Source organism: Loktanella sp. DJP18, assembly GCF_049310965.1.
Taxonomy (GTDB): Bacteria; Pseudomonadota; Alphaproteobacteria; order Rhodobacterales; family Rhodobacteraceae; genus Loktanella.
Genome location: NZ_JBMERN010000008.1, coordinates 1 through 17360, shown reverse-complemented (window position 1 = coordinate 17360; position 17360 = coordinate 1). Strand labels below are relative to the sequence as shown.

Annotated in this window: 17 protein-coding genes; 14 read left to right on the top strand and 3 right to left on the bottom strand. The window is 65.2% G+C overall.

The features are described from left to right. Positions 1-18 precede the first annotated feature (18 nt). Entirely contained in the window at positions 19-1101 is a 1083-nt protein-coding gene (locus ACOI1H_RS03730) for an ABC transporter ATP-binding protein (RefSeq protein ID WP_422435382.1), read from the top strand. Positions 1102-1127: 26 nt separating this feature from the next. Here ACOI1H_RS03730 and ACOI1H_RS03725 read toward each other — a convergent pair whose 3' ends face one another. The 3 genes from ACOI1H_RS03725 to ccmI are packed head-to-tail and all read right to left on the bottom strand — an operon-like array spanning position 1128 to position 3036. Then, the gene (locus ACOI1H_RS03725; RefSeq protein ID WP_422435381.1) at positions 1128-1379 is read right to left on the bottom strand and encodes a DUF1289 domain-containing protein; all 252 of its coding nucleotides are present in this window, start codon (positions 1377-1379) and stop codon (positions 1128-1130) included. Beyond that, positions 1376-1852 (bottom strand): Holliday junction resolvase RuvX, encoded by a 477-nt coding sequence (ruvX, locus tag ACOI1H_RS03720; RefSeq protein WP_422435380.1) that lies wholly within the window; start codon positions 1850-1852, stop codon positions 1376-1378. The genes ACOI1H_RS03725 and ruvX overlap by 4 nt, the downstream gene beginning before the upstream one ends. Beyond that, positions 1849-3036: a c-type cytochrome biogenesis protein CcmI gene (gene ccmI, locus ACOI1H_RS03715; RefSeq protein ID WP_422435444.1), complete on the bottom strand. Its 1188-nt coding sequence runs from the start codon at positions 3034-3036 to the stop codon at positions 1849-1851. The genes ruvX and ccmI overlap by 4 nt, the downstream gene beginning before the upstream one ends. A 208-nt stretch (positions 3037-3244) precedes the next feature. On the opposite strand from ccmI, the gene ACOI1H_RS03710 reads away from it, so the two are divergent. The 13 genes from ACOI1H_RS03710 (at position 3245) to ACOI1H_RS03650 (ending at position 17220) form a co-directional block, all read left to right on the top strand. Continuing rightward, positions 3245-4489, top strand: a complete 1245-nt coding sequence (locus tag ACOI1H_RS03710) for a sarcosine oxidase subunit beta family protein (RefSeq protein WP_422435379.1) — start codon at positions 3245-3247, stop codon at positions 4487-4489. A 118-nt stretch (positions 4490-4607) separates the two neighbouring features. Continuing rightward, a complete protein-coding gene (locus ACOI1H_RS03705) occupies positions 4608-4961 on the top strand; it encodes a hypothetical protein (RefSeq protein WP_422435378.1) in 354 nt (117 codons plus the stop codon). A gap of 123 nt (positions 4962-5084) precedes the next feature. Next, positions 5085-5414 (top strand): sarcosine oxidase subunit delta, encoded by a 330-nt coding sequence (locus ACOI1H_RS03700; protein ID WP_422435377.1) that lies wholly within the window; start codon positions 5085-5087, stop codon positions 5412-5414. Further along, positions 5411-8416 carry a sarcosine oxidase subunit alpha family protein gene (locus ACOI1H_RS03695; RefSeq protein WP_422435376.1) on the top strand — a complete coding sequence of 1002 codons (3006 nt, stop codon included), beginning with the start codon at positions 5411-5413 and terminating at the stop codon, positions 8414-8416. Before ACOI1H_RS03700 ends, ACOI1H_RS03695 begins: the two co-directional genes overlap by 4 nt. After that, positions 8409-8975, top strand: a complete 567-nt coding sequence (locus ACOI1H_RS03690) for a sarcosine oxidase subunit gamma (RefSeq protein ID WP_422435375.1) — start codon at positions 8409-8411, stop codon at positions 8973-8975. Before ACOI1H_RS03695 ends, ACOI1H_RS03690 begins: the two co-directional genes overlap by 8 nt. A gap of 79 nt (positions 8976-9054) precedes the next feature. Beyond that, entirely contained in the window at positions 9055-9654 is a 600-nt protein-coding gene (locus ACOI1H_RS03685) for a superoxide dismutase (RefSeq protein WP_422435374.1), read from the top strand. Positions 9655-9723: 69 nt separating this feature from the next. Continuing rightward, a complete protein-coding gene (locus ACOI1H_RS03680; protein ID WP_422435373.1) occupies positions 9724-10695 on the top strand; it encodes a threonine ammonia-lyase in 972 nt (323 codons plus the stop codon). A gap of 61 nt (positions 10696-10756) precedes the next feature. Continuing rightward, positions 10757-11209, top strand: coding sequence for a host attachment family protein (locus ACOI1H_RS03675; protein ID WP_422435372.1), 453 nt, complete (start codon positions 10757-10759; stop codon positions 11207-11209). Positions 11210-11321: 112 nt separating this feature from the next. Then, positions 11322-12224 (top strand): EamA family transporter RarD, encoded by a 903-nt coding sequence (gene rarD / locus ACOI1H_RS03670; protein ID WP_422435371.1) that lies wholly within the window; start codon positions 11322-11324, stop codon positions 12222-12224. A 143-nt stretch (positions 12225-12367) separates the two neighbouring features. Continuing rightward, positions 12368-13708 carry a LysM peptidoglycan-binding domain-containing protein gene (locus ACOI1H_RS03665; protein ID WP_422435370.1) on the top strand — a complete coding sequence of 447 codons (1341 nt, stop codon included), beginning with the start codon at positions 12368-12370 and terminating at the stop codon, positions 13706-13708. A 59-nt stretch (positions 13709-13767) separates the two neighbouring features. Continuing rightward, positions 13768-15594, top strand: a complete 1827-nt coding sequence (locus ACOI1H_RS03660; RefSeq protein WP_422435369.1) for an ABCB family ABC transporter ATP-binding protein/permease — start codon at positions 13768-13770, stop codon at positions 15592-15594. Continuing rightward, positions 15591-15932: a hypothetical protein gene (locus tag ACOI1H_RS03655; protein WP_422435368.1), complete on the top strand. Its 342-nt coding sequence runs from the start codon at positions 15591-15593 to the stop codon at positions 15930-15932. Before ACOI1H_RS03660 ends, ACOI1H_RS03655 begins: the two co-directional genes overlap by 4 nt. Before the next feature lie 91 nt (positions 15933-16023). After that, positions 16024-17220, top strand: coding sequence for a multidrug effflux MFS transporter (locus ACOI1H_RS03650; protein ID WP_422435367.1), 1197 nt, complete (start codon positions 16024-16026; stop codon positions 17218-17220). Positions 17221-17360: the final 140 nt, after the last annotated feature.

Below are 17360 nucleotides of genomic sequence, written 5' to 3'. Positions count from 1 at the left end.
ATTTTGCTGGACTAATACATGCCCACGCCCCCCCGCCTCGAGATCGTGCAGATTGCCAAGAGCTTCGACGGCCAGCGGGTCGTCGATGACGTCAGCCTGAGCGTCATGCCGGGTCAGGTGACCTGCCTTCTGGGGCCGTCGGGTTGCGGCAAGTCCACGACTCTGCGGATGATCGCGGGCGTGGAGCAGCCCGATGCGGGAGAGATCCGCGTCGACGGGCATGTGATCTGCGGCGACGGCGTGAACGTGCCGCCAGAGCAACGGTCCATCGGACTGATGTTCCAGGATTTCGCGCTATTTCCGCATCTGAGCGTGGCGCGCAACGTGGCCTTTGGGTTGAAGATGGACCGTGGTGCCGCCCGCCGGCAGGTCGAGGATCTGCTGGCCAAGGTCGGCATGGGCCGCCACATCGACCGTTACCCGCACGAGTTGTCGGGGGGTGAACAGCAACGGGTCGCACTGGCGCGCGCGCTCGCACCGCGTCCCAAGGTCATGCTGATGGACGAGCCGTTTTCGGGCCTAGATGACCGTCTGCGTGACGATATCCGGGACGAGACGCTGGACGTGCTGAAGGCCGAAGGCACCGCCGTGCTGCTGGTCACGCACGAGCCCGGCGAGGCGATGCGCATGGCCGACGAAATTGCGCTGATGCGCGACGGGCGGATTGTGCAGCGCGGCGCGCCCTACAACATCTACAACACGCCGGTCGACCGCAAAGCGGCGGCTTTCTTTAGCGATATCAATGTTATAAGGGGTGAGGTTCATGGAGCTCTAACCGATACGCCCTTTGGTCAGTTCCTTGCGCCGGGCGTCCCTGACGGCACGCCGGTCGACATCTGCATCCGTCCGCAGCATCTGAAGATCGACTTCGACCGCGCAGGGCGCGGACCGCATCCGACGCAGATGGAAGGCACGCCGGCGCGTGGGATCGTCCAGCGGGCGCGGTTCATGGGGTCCGAGTCACTGGTGGAATTCCGGATGGACTACGACGGAACGATCCTGCGCGCGCAGATCCCATCTGTGTTCCTGCCAAAGCCCGGCACGCCACTCTGGATCATGATCCGGCGCGACCGGTGTTTCGTGTTTCCGACGGCGGCCTGAGGCGGGACAGAAAGACTTTTCCGGATTCAGTTGTCCTTGTCTGTAAGATCCCTTGCGATACGCGCCGCGCGTCCGCCGCGTCGCTGGGTGATCTGTCCCGACCGCGTGGGCAGTTCGGCCATGACAGCACGTCGCGCCTCTGGCGTCATGCGCGACCAGGCCCCGATTTCGTCGATGGTGCGCAAACAGCCTGTGCACAGCCGGCTGGCGGGGTGGATCACACAGACCTTCACGCAGGGGCTATCGATCTCGTCGCGTTTCCAGATCGCGTCGGTCATGGGTTGGCCTTCATGTGGCGGATGCGGTCCAGCGCGCCTTGCAGGATATAGGCGGCGGCCACGTGATCGATGACTTCGGCGCGACGCTTTCGCGACGTATCCGCCTCCAGCAGCGCACGGGTGGCGGCAACGGTGGACAAACGTTCATCCCAAAAGGTGATGGGCAGCGGCGTCAGCCGTTCGAGGTTGCGGGCAAAGGCGCGGGTGGTCTGACAGCGCGGACCTTCGCTGCCGTCCATGTTCAGCGGCAGGCCCAGCACCAGCCCGGTGATCTGCCGCCGGTCGCACAGGTCCAACAGCGCCGCCGCGTCCAGACCGAATTTCTTGCGCTTGATCGTCTCGAACGGGGTTGCCACGCCGCGCAGCACGTCCGACACGGCGACGCCGATGGTGACGGTGCCAAGGTCCAGTCCCGCCAGCGCGCCGAACGCCGGCACGGCATCCAGAAATGCCGGGACGTCTTCGCGGATCATTCGGAGATGCCTGCGGATTGTGCAGCTTTCGCAAGGGTTTGCAGGGCGATGTTGTCACCGGCGAAGGCCGATTGCGCCTCTTCATAGATAGTGCGGGCGTCGTCAGCGCGGCCCAGCACGCCGTAGGCCGCGATCAGTCGCGCCCAGTCTGACACCGGGCCGCCATCGGTCGCCAGGCGGTCGGCCAACTGGTTGACCATGCCACCGATCATCGCCTGACGGTCCTCTTCGGTCATGTCCTCGGCCGCGGCGACGGCGGCGGCATCGGGGCCGCGCATCTCGGGCAGGGTGTATTCGACACCGGCACGCATCGCCGCATCCTCGATCTGGGTGCGGGCCAGTTCGGCGTGAAACGACGTGTCGCCGCTGTCCACGATCGGTCCCCAGAACCGGAATGCGATGTCGGGACGGCCCGTCTGGTTGTAAAGCGCGCCCATGTAATAACGTCCCGCGATGCTCGCCTCGTCGCGCGCCAGCAGGTCGCGGGCGATGACCTCCGCCTCGGGCGAGATGGTGCCGTTCGCGGCGGCGACCAGCAGGTCGATCATGCGCGCCAGGTCGTCCGGCGTGGCTTCGTCACCCTGCAACGCGACGGCGCGTTCCTGTGCGCGGGCGGCGGCGGCGTAGTTGCCAAGACGTGCTTCGTGCAACGCCAGCAGCGTCCAGCCTTGCAGGTCGTCGGGCCGTGTCGGGACGATGGCGCGCAGTTGCGCGATCTGTTCGCGGTAGTCGGCGGGCGCATCGGCAACGGCGGGCGGCGGCGGGGCGGCGGCTTCGAGCGCGGCCTGGTCGGGGCGGCTCTCGCGCATCGCCTCGGCCTGTTGCAGGCGCGCTGCAAGAGGTTGGTCCGGGTCGCCGGGTGCGCCGACAGACAGATAGGTCAGACCGCCCAGACCCAGCAGCAGCAGGGTGACGACACCCGCGACAGCGCCGCTGGCCCAGCGTGGTGCCGTGCCGGTCACCTGAGTCGTGCGGCTGACGGCCAGCAGGCGGCGCGCGATTTCGGCGCGGGCGCGTTCGGCGTCATCCGCGTCCAGCACGCCGCGTTCGACATCGCGGTCGACCTCGGCCAGTTGCCCCTTGTAGATTGCAAGCTGGGGGTGTTCGGCATCGTCGCCGGCGGGGCGCAGCAAAGGCGCGGCCAGCAGGGACGCGACGACAAGCGTCATGACGATGCAGATCATCCAGAACACAACTCTACCCCCGGTTTGCGCCCTACTTAAGGGGCGCGGACCCTGCTGGAAACCCCGCATGGCCGCACCTGCGACGGGCCACCGCAGGAGGATGTCGCAAAACCCGGCTCTCTTGCCGCTGTCGGTATCCTGTCGTAAGTCCCGAGGGTTCAGGAAAGGCGGGCAGACCGCCCTCGTGGCCTTGAAGGATTCGCTCCCGATGAAACGCTATTCCGCCTTTGCCATCGCCCGTGAAGCGTTCCGGCAGCATACCGGCTGGACCCGGGCCTGGGGGCAGGCGGAACCCAAGCCGCGCTATGACGTGATCGTCGTGGGGGCGGGCGGACATGGCCTTGCGACCGCCTATTACCTGGGTAAGAACTTTGGCATCACGAATGTCGCGGTGCTGGAAAAGGGCTGGCTGGGGGGCGGCAACACGGGGCGCAACACCACGATCATCCGCAGCAATTACCTTCAGGACCCGTCAGCCGCGATCTACGAAAAATCCCGCAGCCTGTACGAGACGCTCAGTCAGGATCTGAACTACAACGTGATGTTCAGCCCGCGCGGCGTGATGATGCTGGCGCAGACCCAGCACGAGATCCGCGGCTATCAGCGCACGGCCCATGCCAATGCCTTGCAGGGCGTCACGACCGAATGGATCGGACCCGCCCGCGTCAAGGAGCTGTGCCCGATCATGAACATCGACGGCCCGCGCTATCCGGTGCTGGGTGCGCTGTGGCAGGCCCGTGGCGGCACGGCGCGGCACGACGCGGTGGCCTGGGGCTATGCACGGGCCTGCGCCGACATGGGCATGGACATCATCCAGCAGTGCGAGGTGACAGGTGTGACGACCGAAGCGGGCCGCGTCACCGGCGTCAACACGACACGCGGCGACATCAGATGCGACAAGCTGGCGATGGTCGTGGCCGGCCATGCGTCGGTCCTGGCGCAGAAGGCCGGGTTTCAGTTGCCGATCGAAAGCGTCGCACTTCAGGCCCTGGTCAGCGAACCGATCAAGCCCTGCATGGACGTCGTCGTGATGGCCAACACGGTCCACGGTTACATGTCGCAGTCCGACAAGGGCGAAATGGTGATCGGCGGCGGCACGGACGGCTACAACAACTACACACAGCGCGGTAGCTTTCATCACATCGAAGAGACGGTGCGCGCGCTGGTCGAGACGTTCCCCATCGTGGGGCGGTTGAAGATGCTGCGCCAGTGGGGCGGGATCGTGGATGTGACGGGCGACCGGTCGCCCATCCTGTCGACAACGCCGGTGGAGGGCATCTTCGTCAACTGCGGTTGGGGCACCGGCGGATTCAAGGCCATTCCAGGGTCGGGTTGGGCCATGGCAGAGCTTGTGGCCAAGGGTCATTCACCCCTGACCGAGGAATTCAGCATGAACCGTTTCCGGCATGGCAAGTTCATCGATGAAAGCGTTGCCGCCGGGGTGGCGCACTGATGCCACGTGCCTGTTTCCACGATCAGGCGGATTGGCGCCGCGATCTTCACGTAACCGGGAACCAGCACCCGGAGCGCGACGTTAAATCGCTAAGTCACCCTATGCAGGAGTTTTCGACATGTCGGACCGCAACACCAACCTGGATCCCAACCGGGACCCGAACCGTCCCAACACCACGAACATTCACAACAACAGCACACCGACCAAAGAGCGGCGCAGCGGCAGCTCCGCGCTTATCATCGGTGTGGTCATCGTCGTGCTCGCCCTGTTGGCGTTCCTGTTTCTGGGTGATGACGATGTCGCGCCCGCAGTTACCGAGACCGACATCGGTGCTGCAGAGACGGTCGAACCCATCGAAGACACGGCTGTCGAGGCCGGCGCTGTCGTGGATGATGTTGCCACAGGTGCCGCTGACGTGGTCGACGACGCCGTCATCGCACCTGCTGAAACGACCGAGGTTCCGGCCGAGTAAATTTCGGCTGACGACACGACTGGCTACTCAGCCCGTCCTGACCCGCGCCGATCTGGCCGCCTGCTCCCTTCCCGGGGCGGGTGGCCTTTTTGCGTTCCGACACGCTGCATCGAAGGTTCCCTCATGCTGATCCTGCACTGCCCCCATTGCGACCGGATGGTCGATGAAACCGATCTGCACGCGGGTGGAGAGGCGCATCTGAAACGCCATGGCCCCGGATCGGAGGCGGAGGCCTTCGAGAATTACCTTTTCATGCGCGAGAACCCGAAGGGTCTCCATTTCGAGCGTTGGCGGCATGTCTATGGCTGCGGCAAGTGGTTCCTGGCCGCCCGCGATACCGCGACACTGGAGGTCTATGGGACCTATGCTGCGCAGACAGGGGAGCCGCCGCAATCCATTCGCGATGCGATCAGTGCAAAAGTGCCTGGCTGGCGCTGGGGGAGGTTCCAATGAGACTGCGCACCAACGGGCGGCTGGTCGCCAAGAACCGGCCCGTGCATTTCACCTTCAACGGTAGGCGGATGCAGGGCTATGCGGGCGATACGCTGGCCTCTGCGCTGCTGGCCAACGATCAGGTTCTGGTTGGCCGGTCATTCAAGTATCACCGCCCGCGCGGGTTGGTCGCGGCCGGGGCGGAAGAACCGAACGGGCTGGTCGAACTCGGGCGCGGTGACCGCCAGGAGCCGAACGCCCGCGTGACGCAAGTGGACCTTTACGACGGGCTTGTCGCCCGCAGCCAAAACCACCGGCCCAGCCTCGAGTTCGATGTGGGCGTGATCAATTCAAAGGTGTCGCGCTTCTTGCCGGCGGGATTCTACTACAAGACCTTCATCCAGCCGCGCGCTTTCTGGAAGCATGTCTACGAGCCGATCATCCGCCGGTCGGCGGGTCTGGGGGCGGCACCGGAAACCGGCGACGACCACACCTATGAACACTTCAATGTCACGGTGGACGTGTTTGTGGTCGGTGGCGGCATCGCCGGTCTGGCCGCTGCGCTGGCCGCCGGTCGCGCCGGCGCGCGGGTGCTGCTGGTGGAACAGACGGCGCAGTGGGGCGGGCGTGCGGTCGTGGACGGCCCGACCATCGACGGACGGTCCGCGCAAGACTGGGTCAACGCCACGCTGGGTGAACTGCACGGCCTGCCCAACGTCGACATGCGTGTGCGGTGTCAGGGGGCCGGGGTCTTTGACCACGGCTATGCGCTGGCGCATGAACGGCTGACCGATCACGCGCCAAGACAGCGCGGCCCGCGCCAGCGGCTGTGGCGCATCCGGGCGGGGCAGATCGTCACCGCCACGGGTGCGATCGAGCGGCCATTGTCCTTTGCCTACAATGACGTGCCGGGCGTTCTTCTGGCGGCTGCGTTGCGCGACTACGTCGTGAACTTCGGCGTCGCCGTGGGTGAGCGCACGGTGATCGTGACCAACAACGACGACGCCTACCGCACCGCGCTGGCGTTGCATGCCGCAGGCCTGGAGGTGCCGGCGGTGATCGATGCGCGTCCGCAGGCGAAGGGCGAATTGCCCGAACAGGTGCGCGCGCTGGGCATCCGCGTCCTGACGAACAGCGCCATCGGTGCGGTCGAGGGTGGCAAGCGCGTCACCGGCGTCAGCGTCTGCGCGCAGGACGGCATCGGCGGGCAGACAGAGGCCATCGCCTGCGATTGCGTCGCCATGTCGGGCGGTTGGTCGCCGGTCGTGCACCTGTGGTCCCATTGCGGCGGCAAGCTGGTCTGGGACGCGGCGCAAGCGATGTTCCGCCCCGACGCCGACCGCCCGCCGCTGGGTGCCAAGGGCGAAGGCTTCGTGACGGCCGCCGGCATCGCCAATGGTCACCTGTTCACGGCCGAGGCGATTGCCGACGGTTTTGGCGCGGGGCGCAAGGCTGCGGCCGCAGCCGGTCTGACCAGGAAGCCCGGTCAGGCCCCGATGGGCGACGATGCGGCAGAGGATCCGATGGTCCCGGTCTGGATCATGCCCGCCAAGGCTCCCTACGATCTGCGCGCCAAGATGTGGCTGGATTACCAGAACGACGTGAAGGTCAGTGACGTGCAACTAGCCGCACAGGAAGGGTTCCAGTCCGTCGAACACGCCAAACGCTATACCACGCTGGGCATGGCGACGGATCAAGGCAAGCTGAGCAACATCAACGGGCTTGCGGTGCTGTCCGACGCGTTGGGAACGGCGATCCCGCAGGTCGGCACGACGACATTCCGCCCGCCCTACACGCCGCTACCCTTGGCCGCGATTGCGGGTGTGGCCCGTGACGCGCTGTTCCAGCCGATCCGCAAGACGCCGATCTACGACTGGCACGACGCGCAGAACGCTGACTTTGAACCCGTCGGCCAATGGCGCCGGCCCTACACCTATCCGCGCGGCGAGGAGAGCCTGCACGATGCGGTCGCCCGCGAGGTGACGAACACGCGCGAGAATGTCGGCCTGCTGGATGCCTCCACCCTGGGCAAGATCATCGTGAAAGGGCCGGACGCGGGTCGTTTTCTGGACATGATGTATACCAACATGATGTCGAACCTGGGCGTCGGGAAATGCCGTTACGGGCTGATGTGTTCGGAAAACGGGTTCCTGATGGACGATGGCGTCGTCGCCCGTCTGGATGACGACACCTGGCTGTGCCACACGACGACCGGCGGGGCCGACCGCATCCATGCCCACATGGAAGACTGGCTACAGTGCGAATGGTGGGACTGGCAGGTCTATACCGCCAACGTGACAGAGCAGTTCGCGCAGTTCGCCGTCGTCGGGCCGAAGGCCCGACAGTTGCTGGAGGGCATCGGCGGCATGGCACTGTCCAAGGACGAGCTGCCCTTCATGCAGTGGGCCGACGGCCAGCTCGGCGGCTTCGATGTCCGCGTGTTCCGCATCAGCTTTTCCGGCGAGTTGTCATACGAGATCGCGGTTGCGGCGGGGCAGGGTGCGGCATTTTGGGAGCTGCTGGTGAAGCATGGCGCACCGCTGGGCGCGATGCCTTACGGAACCGAGGCGCTGCACGTCATGCGGGCCGAAAAAGGCTTCATCATGATCGGGGACGAGACCGACGGCACCGTGATCCCGCAGGACCTGAACCTCGACTGGGCGATCAGCAAGAAGAAGGACGATTTCCTGGGCAAGCGCGGCCAGATGCGCACCCACATGCAGGACCCGGACCGCTGGAAACTGGTGGGGCTGGAGACGCTGGACGGATCGGTGCTGGCAGACGGGGCCTATGCCGTCGATGTCGGCGACAACGCCAACGGTCAGCGGAATACCCAAGGCCGCGTGACCTCGACCTACCATTCGCCAACGTTGAAGCGGGGCATCGCGATGGGACTGGTCAAGCGCGGACCGGACCGGATGGGCGAGGTGATCAGCTTCACCAAGGAGGGCGGCGGCACGGTCGAGGCGCGGATCTGCGATCCGGTGTTCTACGACAAGGCAGGAGAGAAGCAGAATGTCTGAACCCATCACCGCCCTGCGGGCGCGCGAAACGCACGGCTCCGTCCAGATCAGCGACGCGGGCCTGCGCGGCATGATCACCCTGCGCGGCGATCTGTCGAAGATGAAGGCCGTCTGCAAGGACTTCGGCGTGGCCGTGCCGGGGATGCGCGAGGCGCTGTTCAAGAGTGACGCGGGTGTGCTGTGGATGTCGCCGGACGAACTGCTGATCCTGCTGCCCTACGGCGATGTCCCCGATGCGCTTGGAAAGATCGCCAAAGCGCAAAAAGGCCAGCATCATCTGGCGGTCAACGTGTCCGACGCGCGGGCGTTGCTGCGGGTGGAGGGGCCGTTTGCCCGCGAGGTCATCGCGAAGCTGGCCCCCGTCGATCTGCATGCCGATGCCTTTGCCCCTGGTCAGGTGCTGCGCACGCGGCTGGGCCAGATCGCGGCGGCGTTCTGGATGACGGATGCGCGGACCTTTCATGTGATCTGCTTCCGGTCTGTCGCCGACTATGCCTTCGACCTGCTGGCGGCCTCGGCCGACGCGGGGCCGGTCGGGCATTTCGCACGCGGAACCTGACCCAGTTTCAGGGGTTGACCCGGTGAGCAATCGCGCTTCCATTCGCGCGGACGAACCACAATAGAAAAGGGGTCACATCATGGCTTTCGAACTTCCCGATCTTCCCTACGCCCACGACGCGCTGGCATCCAAGGGGATGTCCAAGGAAACGCTGGAATATCATCACGATATTCACCACAATGCCTATGTGACCAACGGCAACAAGGCGATTGCGGGGACGGAGTGGGACGGCAAGTCCCTCGAGGAGATCATCAAGGGGACTTACGACCCCCAGGCGGTCGCACAGTCCGGCATCTTCAACAACATCAGCCAGCTTTGGAACCACAACCAGTTCTGGGAGATGATGACGCCCGACGACAGCAAGATGCCGTCGGAGCTGGAAAAGGCGATCACCGACAGCTTCGGGTCCGTCGACAAATTCAAGGAAGACTTCGCTGCTGCCGGCGGTGGTCAGTTCGGGTCCGGCTGGGCTTGGCTGGTTAAGGACACGGACGGCGGCCTGAAAATCACAAAGACCGAGAACGGTGTGAACCCCGTCTGCTTTGGCCAGACAGCCCTTCTGGGCTGCGACGTGTGGGAACATTCCTACTACATCGACTTTCGCAACAAGCGGCCGGCATATCTGACGAACTTTCTCGACAACCTCGTTAATTGGGAAAACGTCGCCAGCCGGATGTAATCCGCATTGCGACTGATCTAGAACAGGCCCGTGCCCTCAAGGCGCGGGCCTTTTGCCGTGGAGACTGCCATGATCCTGCCGACCCCCGACCAGATCGCCGATGACGCGCGCGATCTTGCTGTCGATACGATCCGCACGCCGGTGCTGTCCCTGACCTCGGACCGGTGGCGCGGCATCCTGCCGGACGCCGCCAGCGTCACCGTCAAGTTGGAGTTGTTCCAGCAGGCGGGATCGTTCAAGGCGCGGGGTGTACTGCTGGGCATCCGCGGTCTGGACGCGGTTCAGCGCAGGGTCGGCGTCGTCGCAGCCTCTGGCGGCAATCACGCACTGGCGGTGTCCTGGGCGGCGCAGGCGGCGGGCGTCAGCGCCCGCATCGCCATGCCTGCGACGGTCGATCCCCTGCGCATCGACGGCTGCCGCGCGATGGGCGCAGAGGTGACGCTGTGCGATGACATGCCCGCCGCCTTTGCCGAGATGGACCGCGTCGTCTCACAGGAAGGTCGCGCGATCCTTCACCCTTTCGACGGCGCACACATGACGCTGGGGGCCGCGGTCTGCGGGGCGGAGTATCTGGCACAGGCCCCGCACATCGACACCTTCGTGATCCCGGTGGGCGGTGGCGGATTGATCGGCGGCATGGGGGCTGCGCTGAAGCAGCACAACGCGGACGCGCAGGTCATCGGTGTCGAGCCCGAAGGGGCCGACAGCATGACGCGCAGCCTTGCGGCGGGGCATCCCGTGGCGCTGGACCGGATCGCGACGATTGCCGACAGCTTGAGCGCGCCACGGGCGATGCCTGAGAGCTTTGCTGTGGCGCAGGCGGTGGTGGACCGGATGGTGCATGTGACCGACGCGGCAATGCGCCGTGCGATGGGCCAGTACATGGACGTGCTGCGCATTCTGGCGGAACCGGCCTGTGCGGCCTCGCTCGCAGCGATCTGCGGACCATTGCGCACCGATCTGGCGGGGCGTCATGTGGGGATCATCGCCTGCGGGTCCAACGTCTCGGTCGCGCGGTGGCAGGCGCTGATGGCCGGGTAGCGCGGAACAAAGCCCACGCGCTTTCCGTTGGTCCGTCGCATAAACCCGAAGGAGAATCGCAATGACCACGATCAAGAATGGCACATGGGTCGTTGTCGCAGATGGCGAAAAGGCCCTGTTCCTGCGCAATGTCACCGATGGCGAGAATCCGAACTTCGAGGTCATCCGCAAGGAAGAGCAGGACAACCCTAAGGACATCGACCAATCGGCCAACCGGCCGGGCCGTGTCGGGCAAAGTCACGGATCGGCGGTGTCCGCCTATGACGATACCGACTGGCACGAACTGGCCAAGGAACGTTTCGCCGCCGATCTGGCTGACATCCTGTATGAGCGCGCCCACAAGGGGAAATTCGACAGCATCGTGCTGGTCGCCGCCCCGAATGTGCTGGGCGAATTGCGCAGCCAGTTGCATCAGGAGGTCACGGACAAGGTCGTCGGCGAGATTTCCAAGACCCTGACCAATCACCCGATCGACGAGATCGAGAAGATCGTCAAATCCAACCTCGCCGCCTGATCCGCCGGGCTGAGGCGACAGGGGCCGTCCCGGCGGGGCGGCCCTTTTTGCGTCTTGCGGTCGGGGCACGACTGGGACCACATGGGCGCGACGATGCAAGGACTGCCCCGACATGCTCATGACTCCCGATGCCAAAGGCATCCTCGCCCTGACCGGGGCCTGCACGATCTGGGGTCTGTCGCCGCTGTATTACCACCTTTTGTCCCATGTTCCGCCGCTGGAGGTGCTGTGCTACCGCACGATCTGGTCCCTGATCTTTTTTGCCGGCCTGTTGGCGGCGCAGGGCCGGTTGGGGCAGGTGAAAGCGGCTTTGCGGGACCGGCGGACCCTTGCGGTGATTGTCGCTGCGGCAGTGATGATCTCGCTCAACTGGTTCGGGTTCATCTACTCGATCTCGGTCGGCAATGCGCTGGAGGCGTCGCTGGGCTACTACATGTTTCCGCTGGTCGCGGTCGTGCTGGGCTGGCTCGTCTTTCGCGAAAGCCTGAGCGTGGCGCAGATCGCCGCCGTCCTGCTGGCCGCGTTGGCGGTCGTGGTGCTGACGGCCGGACTGGGGGTCGCGCCGTGGATGGCGCTGGCGCTGGCGGGGACCTTTGGGGCCTACGGCGTGCTGAAGAAGGGCCTCGATCTGGGTGGCGTCGTGTCGGTGACGGCAGAAGTCGCGGTGCTGGCCCCCTTAGCGCTGCTGTGGTTGATCCTGCGGGGAACCGAGGTCGGGGTCCATGCGGTCGATTGGTCCGACATGGCGCTGCTGACACTGTCGGGCATCATGACCGGCCTGCCTCTGATCCTGTTCAGCTATGCCGCGCGGCGCGTGCGGCTGTCGACCGTGGGGCTGGTTCAATATCTGAACCCGACGCTTCAATTCGGCTGCGCGGTCCTGTTCTTTGGCAATGTGCTGACGCCCTGGCACGCGGCTGCGTTTCCGATGATCTGGGTGGCGCTGGCGCTTTATTCCTGGTCTTCGGTTCGCGCGGACATGTCTGCACGCAAAAGGGCACGGCAACCGGCGTGAGCATCGGCCGTGTTATGCCGGCACCATCCGCAAGGCCCACGAGACCCTTGACGCAGGCAAACCCTTGCTGCTGCCGCCGGATTCGGCCAGCGTAGTCACAAGGAGCCTGCCTTGACGGCGGCTTGGCCATCCGGGGGGATGACATGGGGCGAAATACGGCACGTCTGGCGGGTGGCGCTGCGGCTGCGGCGATCCTTGCGGTGATCGTGATCGCCTTGTTTCCGCGTCTTTCACCCGACACGGATGGCACCGCACCGGACACGGTGCCGACAGACACGACGGCAGCGGCAACAGTGCCTGTCGAGCCGGAGGCCGTGGTCGCCGCCGGGCCGAAGGTCGATACCTTCTTGTTGGGACCGGACGGTGTGGCCGTCATTGCCGGTCATGGCACGCCGGGGGCCAAGATCACGCTGCTGCTGGAAGGGGCACCGCTGGCCGAAGTGCAGGCGGATGCCTCCGGCAGCTTTGCCGCGACGGCCGATGTGACGGCCTCGGACACCCCCCGGAGCCTGACCTTTGCCGAAAACGACGCCGCACCCACCGGCGATGTCGTGCTGGTGCGGCCCGGCACCGGCACGCCGGCGCCGGATGTCGCAACCGCAGCGGCCAAAACCGATGCGCCAGCCCCGGCACAGGCTGCCGGTGCCGACGATGCGGGCGGGTCGCCGGATGTCGCCGTCGCATCGGCGGATCAGACCTCTGGTGACGGCGTGTCCGACCCGGCCACAAGAGTGGTCGAGGGGACCGGGTCCGCCGCTGCGACGACTGCCAATGACGCGCCCGCAACCGTGACGGATGAAGCGGCCGCGCCTGACACATCGGTGGTCATTGCGCAGACCGGAAATGGCGCAGCCGACACAGCGTCCGGACCCGCCGCCGTGACGCCCGAAGAGACGGCATTCGACGACACGGCATCCGACGGCACCGCGACCAATGATACGGTGCCCCAGCTGGCCGCGCCCACCATCGTCGTCGATGCGGAAGGTGCGCGGGTTCTGGGGCAGGGGCCGCAGGTCATGGACCGCGTCGCACTCGATGCAATCACCTATGACGCGACAGGGGCGGTGCAACTCGCGGGACGCGCGCCGGGCGAGCGCACGTTGCAGGTCTATGTCGACAACCGGCCCGTCACGACCGGCCCGGTGGGGATTCAAGGCGACTGGCGGCTGACCTTGCCGGGCGTCGATCCCGGCACCTATACGCTGCGCATCGACGAACTGGCACCCGACGGCAGCGTCGCCAGCCGGGTCGAGACGCCGTTCAGGCGCGAAGCGCCAGAAGACGTTGCGGCCCTGCAAACCGGTGACGGCGGCCTGACGGTGACGACCCAGACGGTGCAGCCCGGCAATACGTTGTGGGCGATTGCCCGCGAAAATCTGGGTGAAGGCATCATGTATGTCCGCGTGTTCGAGGCGAACGCCGATCAGATCCGCAACCCGGACCTGATCTATCCGGGGCAGGTCTTCGTCATACCGGATCGCTAGGATGCTGGCATCCGGGATCGCGGTTGCCTAGTTAGGGCTATCCATTCCGAAGGAATCCCATGCGCCGCCTGTCCAAGACCGCCGCCAATTTCGACCCCGACGCCCGGATCGAGGGCTTGAACGTCATCCGCCGCGTGGCCCCCTATCTGTGGCCGAAGGGCGACCGGCGGACGCAGGTGCGTGTCGTGTCGGCCATTTCGGTCCTGCTGCTGGCCAACGCCATCGCGGTCGGCACGCCCTTTCTTTACAAGGCCGCCGTCGATGCCCTGGCCGGCGAGGCGCGGGACGAGACCTGGCTGATCGCCTTCGGCGCGGTCTGGCTGACGGTGATTTACGGACTGTCACGGTTGGCGACGACCGGCCTGACACAGTTGCGCGACGTGATCTTTACCCCCGTCGGGCAGCGGGCGCTGCGGACCCTGGCGCTGGAGACGTTCACGCATATCCACCGTCTGTCGATGCGCTATCACATCACGCGCAAGACCGGCGGGCTGTCCCGCATCATCGAGCGCGGCGTGAAGGGCGTGGATTTCCTGATGCGGTTCCTCATCTTCTCGATGGGACCGCTGTTGTTGCAGCTCATCATGATCTCGGTCGTGTTGTTCTTCAATTTCGACGTATGGTACATGGTCGTCGTGGTGGTGACGATCGCGCTATACGTCTGGTTCACCTTCACCGTGACCGAATGGCGGGTGAAGATCCGCAAGGTGATGAACGATCAGGACACGGACGCGAGCCAGAAGGCCATCGACAGCCTGCTGAACTTCGAGACGGTGAAGTATTTCGGAGCGGAGAAGTGGGAGGCCGGGCGCTATGACGGCGCGATGCGGCTGTATGAGACCGCTGCCGTGCGGACAAACTACAGCCTCGCCTTTCTGAACTTCGGCCAGTCGCTGATCATCACGGCGGGTCTGGTGATCGTCATGGTCATGGCCGCCCTTGGCGCGCAGGCAGGGACGCTGACGGTCGGCGATTTCGTCATGGTCAACGCCTACATGATCCAGATCACCATGCCGCTGAACTTTCTCGGCACGGTCTACCGCGAAATCCGGCAGGCGCTGATCGATATGGGCGATATGTTCAATTTGTTAGAGCAACCTGCCGAAGTGAACGACAAACCGGGCGCGGATGTTCTGAAGGTGCAAGGCGGGCGGATCGAGCTGTCCGATGTGTCCTTTGGATACGACGCCGCGCGACCCATCCTGAAGGGAGTCGACCTCGACGTGCTGCCGGGGCAGACCGTCGCCATCGTCGGATCTTCCGGGTCCGGCAAGTCGACCATCGGGCGCCTGCTGTTCCGGTTCTACGATGTGACGGGGGGTGCGGTTCGAATCGACGGGCAGGACGTGCGCGACGTGACACAGGAAAGCCTGCACGCCCAGATCGGCGTGGTGCCGCAGGACACGGTGCTGTTCAACGACACGATCCACTACAATATCGCCTACGGTCGCCCCGATGCGTCAGAGGCCGACATTCGAGAGGCGGCGCGGGCCGCCAATATACACGACTTCATCATGTCGCTGCCCGATGGCTACAATACGACCGTGGGCGAACGCGGGCTGAAGCTGTCGGGCGGCGAAAAGCAGCGCGTCGGCATCGCGCGGACCCTTTTGAAGAACCCGCCGATTTTGCTGCTGGACGAGGCGACTTCGGCTTTGGATACGGACACGGAACGCGAAATTCAGCGCGAACTGCGTGCAATGGGACAGGGCCGCACGGTCATTACCATTGCGCACCGCCTGTCCACCATTCAGGACGCCGACCGCATCGTGGTGCTGGAAAACGGTGAGATCGTGGAGACCGGGACCCATGAAGTGCTTTTGTCCACCGGCGGACGTTACGCGCATCTGTGGAACCGGCAAAGCGAGGAAGAAGAGGCTGCGTGACGAAGGACTATCCCGAAACGCCGGATGGGCGGTATTTCGTGGCGAAGGGGCGGCTGTGGCGCAAGACCGACCCGGCCCTGGACGACACCCTACGCCGTGCCGCAGTCAAGGCGCTGATGCAGGCGCGCCGCGCGGTGGGGCAGGCTGCAACAGAGGCCGAGACACGGGCCGCCCGCGACCGGGTCGATGCGGCAAAGCGTGATCTGGGCGAACGCGGGCCGGTCTGGTGGGAAGATGGCGCGCCTGACGAGGGCGGCAGGCATCCGAAAAACACCTCCTACGCCGATTGGTGGGCCGGGTTGGACACCGCGACGCGGGGCCGTGGCGACGTGCGCTGACGCACAGTCGTCCAACGCAGCATCGCGCATTGCCAGTCTGCTGCACCGGGCATAGTTTGCCGCCACATTTATCCAGATCAGGCCGCAAACGATGTCCCTTTTCCGCATGGCCCTGATTCTGGGCCTACTCTCTGCCGTTGGCCCGTTTGCCATCGACATGTATCTGCCCGCAATGCCGGCGCTGGCCGCCTCGCTTGGCGTGAACGAGACGGCGGCGCAGCTGACGCTGACCAGCTATTTCGTGGCTTTCGGGCTGGCGCAACTCGCCTACGGCCCTTGGTCGGACCAGGCAGGGCGCAAGCGGCCGCTGTATGCGGGGCTTGCGATCTTCATCCTTGGCAGCATTGCCGCGGCGATGGCCCCGACGATCGGCGCGCTGGTCGCGGCGCGCGCGGTGCAGGGGATCGGCGGGGCTGTGCTGATGGTCGTGCCGCGCGCGGTGATCCGCGATACGGCGACCGGCGCCGCCGGCACGAAGATGATGGCGATGGTCATGCTCGTGATTTCGGTTTCGCCCATGCTGGCCCCCTTGGCGGGGTCGGGTCTGATCCAGCTGGGCGACTGGCGGCTGATCTTCTGGGTCCTGGGCGGAGCGGCGGTCCTGGCGTTGCTGATCACCGGATTTGCGTTGCCTGAAACCCTGCCCGCCGACCGCCGTCAAAGGATTCATGTCGCATCGCTGTGGACCAGCGCCAAGGTGTTGTTGTCCGATCCGGTCTTCATGGGGCTGACGTTCATCGGCGGCTTCGGTATGGCAAGCTTCTTCGTCTTCATCGCATCGGCCTCGTTCGTCTATGTCGACCAGTTCGGGCTGACGCCGACCGGGTTCAGCCTGGCCTTCGCGGTCAACGCCGTGGGCTTCTTTGCCGCGAGCCAGGCGGCGGGTCCGCTGGGCGAGAGGGTGGGCATCGTCACGCTGATGCGGGCCGGCGTCATGGGCTTTGCGGGCTTTGCCGTGGCGCTTCTGGCCTTGGTGCTGGCCGGGTTCGTGTCGCTTTACCTGATCATCGCGCTGCTGTTTCTCGCCAACGCCTGCCTCGGCCTTGTCATCCCGACGACGATGGTCATGGCGCTGGACGCCCACGGTCGCATTGCGGGCCTTGCCAGCAGCCTTGGCGGTACCCTGCAGATGGTTGCGGGCGGCGTGATGATCGCACTGACCGGCCTGTTCTTTGACGGCACGGCCCTGCCGATGGTCGCGGCCATCGCGCTGTGCGCCGTGGCGGCGCTGGGACTGGCACTCTTGACGCTGGGCCGGGTGGCGGTCGCGCCGACGGCGGCTGGCTGAGCGCCATTCGACATCGAACACTTCCCGGATTGACGAAGCCCTGTTGGGACCTATCGTCACAAATCTGTCATGTATCCTTTGCCGGGATTAATTTCACTATATTCCGAGTCCTGCGGAAGCCGAATTTGTTGACTTGACGG